Origin of the sequence: Nocardioides ginsengisoli, assembly GCF_039537225.1 — a bacterium.
Classification (GTDB): domain Bacteria; phylum Actinomycetota; class Actinomycetes; order Propionibacteriales; family Nocardioidaceae; genus Nocardioides; species Nocardioides ginsengisoli.
The window spans coordinates 22,993-29,527 of the sequence record NZ_BAABAC010000044.1 but is presented as its reverse complement, the minus strand read 5'-3'; the positions used below and the strand labels follow the sequence as shown (position 1 = coordinate 29,527).

8 protein-coding genes and 1 riboswitch are annotated in these 6,535 nt (G+C 74.1%); all 8 genes read right to left on the bottom strand.

Annotated elements, in window-relative coordinates; genetic code table 11:
- Positions 1-832, bottom strand: an 832-nt coding sequence (locus tag AB4880_RS23125; RefSeq protein WP_437440512.1) for a DUF222 domain-containing protein, incomplete at its 3' end; no start/stop codon positions are given.
- 168 nt (positions 833-1,000) lie between these two features.
- On the bottom strand, positions 1,001-2,650 hold the full coding sequence (thiC, locus tag AB4880_RS23120; RefSeq protein WP_367921578.1) for a phosphomethylpyrimidine synthase ThiC: 1,650 nt from the start codon (positions 2,648-2,650) through the stop codon (positions 1,001-1,003).
- Entirely contained in the window at positions 2,647-3,330 is a 684-nt protein-coding gene (locus AB4880_RS23115) for a bifunctional hydroxymethylpyrimidine kinase/phosphomethylpyrimidine kinase (protein ID WP_367921577.1), read from the bottom strand. Before AB4880_RS23115 ends, thiC begins: the two co-directional genes overlap by 4 nt.
- Positions 3,327-3,890, bottom strand: a complete 564-nt coding sequence (locus tag AB4880_RS23110; protein WP_367921576.1) for a thiamine phosphate synthase — start codon at positions 3,888-3,890, stop codon at positions 3,327-3,329. Before AB4880_RS23110 ends, AB4880_RS23115 begins: the two co-directional genes overlap by 4 nt.
- Positions 3,887-4,651 carry a thiazole synthase gene (locus tag AB4880_RS23105; protein WP_367921575.1) on the bottom strand — a complete coding sequence of 255 codons (765 nt, stop codon included), beginning with the start codon at positions 4,649-4,651 and terminating at the stop codon, positions 3,887-3,889. The genes AB4880_RS23110 and AB4880_RS23105 overlap by 4 nt, the downstream gene beginning before the upstream one ends.
- Positions 4,648-4,848, bottom strand: a complete 201-nt coding sequence (thiS, locus tag AB4880_RS23100; protein ID WP_367921574.1) for a sulfur carrier protein ThiS — start codon at positions 4,846-4,848, stop codon at positions 4,648-4,650. Before thiS ends, AB4880_RS23105 begins: the two co-directional genes overlap by 4 nt.
- Positions 4,845-5,843, bottom strand: coding sequence for an FAD-dependent oxidoreductase (locus AB4880_RS23095; RefSeq protein ID WP_367921573.1), 999 nt, complete (start codon positions 5,841-5,843; stop codon positions 4,845-4,847). Before AB4880_RS23095 ends, thiS begins: the two co-directional genes overlap by 4 nt.
- A complete protein-coding gene (thiE, locus tag AB4880_RS23090) occupies positions 5,843-6,433 on the bottom strand; it encodes a thiamine phosphate synthase (RefSeq protein WP_367921572.1) in 591 nt (196 codons plus the stop codon). Before thiE ends, AB4880_RS23095 begins: the two co-directional genes overlap by 1 nt.
- Positions 6,425-6,534: riboswitch (TPP riboswitch) on the bottom strand. It overlaps the preceding gene by 9 nt.
- Position 6,535: the final 1 nt, after the last annotated feature.

Here is a 6,535-nt window from a genome sequence, read left to right as displayed (position 1 = left end):
CGGTGATGTGGACGTTGAGCGTCGCTCGTCGAGCCGGGGCGCCGTCGAGGTCGAGTGCGAGGTCGGCCCGCGCCAACTCGCCGAGGGCCTGGGACCTGCGGACGTCGAGCGACGCCGCACTGCCCAGGCTGCCCAGGCTGCCCATGCTGCCCATGCTGCCCATGCTGCCCAGTAGGGCGGCGCGGCGGACGATGGCGTCGTGGAGGTCGCGGGCGTCGGCGGCGTCGAGGAGTCCGGAGATGTGCGCCAGGCCCTGGGCGTTGGGTTCGTCGATGTCGAAGTACCGCTGGTCGGCCGCTGCCGTACGTTCCGCTTCGGCCGTCTGCGGGTCGAACCGGACGATCGCTTCGGTGATGAGGCGTTCGAGCTGGGCCCACCCGACGCCGGAGGCGTTGAACAGGTTGCGGTCCACGAACGCAGCGGCCTCGGCTGGGAGCGGTGCGACCAGCTTGGCGATCCGTACGGCGCGCCACGGCGCGAGGCGGCCGGACATGACCGCGGCCCAGACGTTGGGCAGGCGCCAGGCGCAGCCCAGGACCTTCGCGACGTAGGCGCGGCCGCCGGCGGGTGAGCGGCCCAGGACCGCGATCAGCTCCATGAGCGCGAACTCCGACACCAACGGAGCGCCGTCGCCGGCGATCGGGACGCCGGTGTCGGCGAACCCGTCGCCGGTCGCCGCCGGACTCTCCGCGGCCTCGACCACGTTGGCTTCAGCCCAGGCCGCGATCGTCGCCCACTCCCGGATCAGCGACGCCTCACGGCCCTCGATCTCCGCGCGCAGCGAGGCCAGCATCGTGCTGATGCCGGTGTCGGGAGCGGTCGCCTGAGCCATGCCGCCATCCCAACACCACCTCCCGACCCCGCCAACGTCGCAGCGGCAGCCTGTGGACAGAACCCGCTAGAAAACAGGGCTGTGGATGGTTTCTGGCCTACAGGCCCCCAGACGTCCTCAGCAGTTCGGTCAGGCTCGCCGCTGCCGACGTCCAGCCGGGTCACCCCCCTAGGCAGGCGCCTCGACGTAGACCGACGCTCCCAGCTCCAGGAACTCCGCCGACTTCTCCGCGAACCGTTCCCGCACGTCCTGGCTGATCCGCATCGAGCAGAACTTCGGCCCACACATCGAGCAGAAGTGCGCGGTCTTGGCGTTCTCCGCCGGAAGCGTCTCGTCGTGGAAGGCCTCCGCGGTGACGGGGTCGAGCGAGAGGGCGAACTGGTCGCGCCAGCGGAACTCGAAGCGTGCCTTCGACAGCTCGTCGTCCCAGTCGCGGGCGCCGGGGTGGCCCTTCGCGACGTCGGCGGCGTGCGCGGCCAGCTTGTAGGTGATGACGCCGGTCTTCACGTCGTCGCGGTTCGGCAGCCCCAAGTGCTCCTTGGGAGTGACGTAGCAGAGCATCGCGGTGCCGTGCATGGCGATCGTCGCGGCGCCGATGGCGGAGGTGATGTGGTCGTAGCCGGGCGCGATGTCGGTCGCGAGCGGGCCGAGCGTGTAGAAGGGCGCGCCGTGGCACCACTCCTGCTGCAGCCGGACGTTCTCCTCGACCAGGTTGAGCGGGACGTGGCCGGGTCCCTCCACCATCACCTGGACGTCGTGCTCCCAGGCGCGCGAGGTCAGCTCGGCCAGCGTCCGCAGCTCGCCGAGCTGGGCGTCGTCGTTGGCGTCGGCGGTGGCGCCGGGGCGGAGGCCGTCGCCGAGGGAGAACGCCACGTCGTACGTCGCGAAGATCTCGCACAGCTCGTCGAAGTGCGTGTAGAGGAAGTTCTCCTCGTGATGCGCGAGGCACCAGCCGGCCATGATCGAGCCGCCGCGGCTGACGATGCCGGTCACCCGGTTGGCGGTCAGCGGGATGTAGCGCAGCAGCACGCCCGCGTGGATCGTCATGTAGTCGACGCCCTGCTCGCACTGCTCGATCACGGTGTCGCGGAAGATCTCCCAGGTCAGCTTGTCCGCCTCGCCGTTGACCTTCTCCAGCGCCTGGTAGATCGGCACCGTGCCGATCGGGACGGGCGAGTTGCGGATGATCCACTCGCGCGTGGTGTGGATGTCCTCGCCGGTCGACAGGTCCATCACCGTGTCGGCGCCCCACGTGATGGCGTGGGTGAGCTTGTCGACCTCCTCCGCGATCGACGAGGTGACGGCGGAGTTGCCGATGTTGGCGTTGATCTTCACCAGGAAGCGGCGGCCGATGATCATCGGCTCCGACTCCGGGTGGTTGACGTTGACCGGGATGATCGCACGGCCCGCGGCCACCTCGCTGCGCACCAGCTCGACGTCACAGCCCTCCCGTACGGCGACGTACCGCATCTCCTCCGTCACGATCCCTGCCCGCGCGTAGGACATCTGGGTCACCGGGCGGCCGGTGGCCCGCAGCGGCGTACGGCGGGGGCCGCGCCACTCCCCCTGCGCCGCGCCACGCCGGACCGCCGAGCGGCCGTTGTCGAGCAGCTGCGTCTCCCTACCGTCGTACGGCGCCACGTCGCCGCGCGCCGCGATCCACTCGGCACGCAGTGGAGGCAGGCCGACCTCGGGGTCGGAGCCCGGGCCCGAGGTGCAGTAGCGGTCGAAGGTGTCGCCGTTGGTCAGCGCGACGCGCGTGAACGGGACGGCCAGGTCGCCGACCTCGATGCGGGTGTGGGCGGGGTGGACGGTCATGCGATCTCTCCTTGGGTGGTGGCGTGAATGTGGGCGACGGGTCCGCGGCCGCGGCCGAGGGTCCAGTCCTTGCCGAGACGGAGCTGGTGCGAGACATAGGCCGCGGCACGGGCCGCGGCCGTCGGGAGGTCGGCGCCGTGGGCCAGATGTGCGGCCAGAGCACTGCTGTGGGTGCAGCCGGTGCCGTGGTCGTTGGTGGTCGCGATGTCGCCACCGCGGGTCACCTGGATGTTCGGGCCGGAGGGGCGGCCGAGCGCCGCGAACTCCGACTCGTTGGGTGTCGCGACGGTCGCGACCGGCAGCAGGTGCTCGCGGTAGGCCGCGATCACGTCGTCGGTGGCGAGCACGGCGCCGGTCGTGGCCCGCAGTACCGGGTCGACCACCAGTCGCCGCCCCGCACACCGGGACGCGACCAGCCGCACGATCTCCGGTGTCGCGAGCATCCCGGTCTTCACGGCGACCGGGTCGAGGTCGTCCAGGACGGCGTCGAGCTGCGCGGCCACGACGTCGAACGGGACCGGGTGGACGGCCCGCACACCCAGCGTGTCCTGCGCGGTCACCGCGGTCACGACGCACGCGCCGTGGACGCCGAGCGCGGCGAAGGTCGCCAGATCGGCCGCCAGGCCCGCGCCGCCGCCGGAGTCGGTCGCGGCGATCGCCAGCACCACCGGGGGGCTCACGACCGCACCGCCGACAGCAGTGCGGCGACGACGTCCGCAGGGTCGGAAGCCCGCATCACGGCGCCCATCACCGCGACGCCGTACGCGCCCGCGGCCCGGGCCGCTGCTGCGTTGTCGACGGTGATCCCGCCGAGCGCGTAGACGGGCAGCGGCAGCGCGGCGAAGTCGTCGGCGGCGAGCGGAGGTCCGTAGCCGGGCTTGCTCTCTGTCTCCGCGTACGGCGACAGGGTCGCCCACCATGCACCGTCCCCCGCCGCGGCGACCGCGTCGGCTCGGCTGTGGCACGAACGCCCCCACCGGGTGGGGATCTCGGGCGCCGGCGCCGCTGCCGGCAGGTGCACGCCCGCTCCGCCGGGGACCGGGCGATGCGCGGCGAGGACCTCCATCCCACAGGTCCGGGCGTGGTCGGCGATCTTGGCGCGCTCGTCGTCGGGCAGGTCGAGCTCGCGCAGCAGCACGATCCTCAGCCCGGCGTCGGCGGCGGCACCGAGGACGTCGCGGAGCGAACGCCCGGCCCGCACCTGGTGACGGTCGGTGAGGACGACGAGCCGGCGGCTCATCCGATCCTCCCGAGCACCGGGCTCGACGCGCGCGCCTCGCTCCGCCGCGGGATCCGGCCCGCCGACCAGGCCAGCCGTCCGGCCTCCACGCCGAGCCGCAGCGCGCTCGCCATCGCGACCGGGTCGTCCGCGCGGGTCACGGCCGTCGCTGCCAGGACCGCGTCGCAGCCGAGCTCCATCGCGAGGGCGGCGTCGCTCGCCGTGCCGACGCCGGCGTCGAGGACGACGGGCACGTCGACCGCGGCCCGTACGGCGGCGATCGCGTGCGGGTTGAGGACGCCCAGCCCCGAGCCGATCGGCGAGCCCAGCGGCATCACCGCCGCACAGCCCGCGTCGACCAGGCGCCGCGCCAGCACCGGGTCGTCGGTCGTATAGGGCAGCACGACGAACCCGCGCCGCACCAGCTGCTCCGCTGCGTCGAGCAGCTCGACCACGTCGGGCAGCAGCGATCGCTCGTCGCCGATGACCTCGAGCTTCACCCAGTCCGTGCCGAGCGCCTCCCGCGCGAGCTCGGCGGTCAGCACCGCCTCCCGCGCGGACAGGCAGCCGGCGGTGTTGGGCAGCAGCCGCACGCCCGCCGTCCGCAGGGCATCGAGCAGGCCGCCCTCCACGAGCGAGGACGTGCGGCGCATCGACACCGTCACCAACGCCGGCCGCGCGGCCTCCAGCACGGCAGGCACCAGGCCCACCTGCGGAAGCCCGCCGGTGCCGAGGAAGAGCCGCGACGACAGGGCCTCGCCGGCCACGACCAGCGCGCTCATCCGCCCTGCACCGCCGTCACGAGCTCGACCACGTCGCCGTCCGCCAGCAGTCGGTCCGGCCACGCCGAGCGCGGCACCACCTCGCCGTTGACGGCGACCGCGACGCCGTCCGGTCGTCCGCCGAGCCGCTCGTGGAGCAGGTCGGCGACCGCCCGGGCCTCCGTCCGGACCGGCTCGCCGTTGCAGGTGATCGTCATCGTGCTCCTTCGGTGATGCGTCGGGGATCGACGACCGGGTCGACGTGGCCGGTCTCGAGGTGGTCGGCGACGAGCTGCGCCGTGAGCGGCGCGAGCAGGACGCCGTGGCGGTAGTGCCCGGCCGCGAGGACGACGCCGTCGACGCCGCTCGGCCCGACCAGGGGCAGGCCGTCGACGGTCGCGGGCCGGTCGCGCGCGGTGCACTCGACCAGCTCGGCCCGGTCGAGCGCGGGCCACAGCGTCCGTGCGGCCGCCAGCAGCCGCAGCACCCCGCCCGCGGTGACGATCGGCGGCGCGGCATGGGCCTCGGACGTCGCGCCGAGCACCACCCGGTCGTCGCCGCGCGGCACCAGGTAGACGGCCTCGCCCCCCACCCAGCCGCGGACGGTACGGCGGGGCGGGTCGTCCGTGCGCAGGCGCAGGATCTCCCCGCGCACGCCCGACACCAGACCGCTCCAGGGCGCCGGCAGCGACGCGCCCGTCGCGACCACGGTGGCCTCGGCATCGCCCCGCGGCGCAGCAGTCACGTCGGCCCGCTCGAGCAGCGCCGCGCACACCGCGCGCGGGTCGATGCTCGCCTCGCACGACAGCAGCGCGCCACCCGCGGCCCGCGCCAGCGTCGGCTCCGCCGACCGGACGCCGGCCCTGCTCAGGGGCTCGGCCAGGTGTCCGTGGCGCGCGAGCAGCGCGACCTGGCGCTCGACCTGCTGCAGGTCGCCCGCGTCGTACCCGACGAGGAGCGTGCCGCTGCGCCGCAGGGGCACGCCGAGCCGTCCGGCCAGCGCCGGCCACAGCGCGAGCGACGCCAGCCCCAGCCGGAGGATCTCCTCCTCGCCGTGCCACACCTCGGCAGCCGGGCTCAACATCCCCGCCGCCGCGTACGACGCGCCTCCGGCCGGCCGCGGGTCGACGACCGTCACCGCATGCCCCCGCCGGACCAGCTCGTCGGCGACGGTCAGCCCGACGATCCCCGCGCCGAGCACGTCGATCCGCATCAGCCGACCGCCGCGACGAGCTCCTTCGCTGCTGTCACGGGATCGGGATGTCGCCAGATGCCGCCGATGACGGCGACGCCGTGGGCCCCGGCCGCGCGCGCCTCCGCCGCGGTCGCGGCCGACAGGCCGCCGATCACGATCAGCGGCAGCACGCCAGCAGCGGCCGTCACCGCGGAGAGGCCCAGGGGTGCGGGCAGTCCCGGCTTGGAGTCGGTCGCGAACACCGGGCCGAAGCCGGCGTAGTCGGCGCCCGCGGCGGCCGCCGCGACGACCTCCGCCCGGGTCCGGCAGGTCGCGCCGACCAGCAGCGACGGCGCCAGCCGGCGCGCGTCGGCGACCGCCAGGTCGTCGGTGCCGAGGTGGATGCCGTCCGCGCCGGCCGCGAGCGCGACGTCGAGCCGGTCGTTGACCACGACCTGGGCGCCGGAGGGACGCACCACGTCGATGACCGCGCGGGTCAGCGTGACGAGCGCGCCGGTGGCGAGGGACTTGTCCCTGACCTGGAAGCCGTCGACGCCGGCGTCGGCCAGGGCAGGCAGCAGGGCGAGGTCGTCGGATTGCGCGACCAGGCAGAAAAGGTGAGGCGTCATCGTGTCCGTTCCTTCGCCGGCATGATCCGGATCAGGTGTGACGGTCGGAGCGGCTTCAGCTCCCTCTCAGCCCGCTGCCGCGGACTCCCGTGGGTTGTCGTC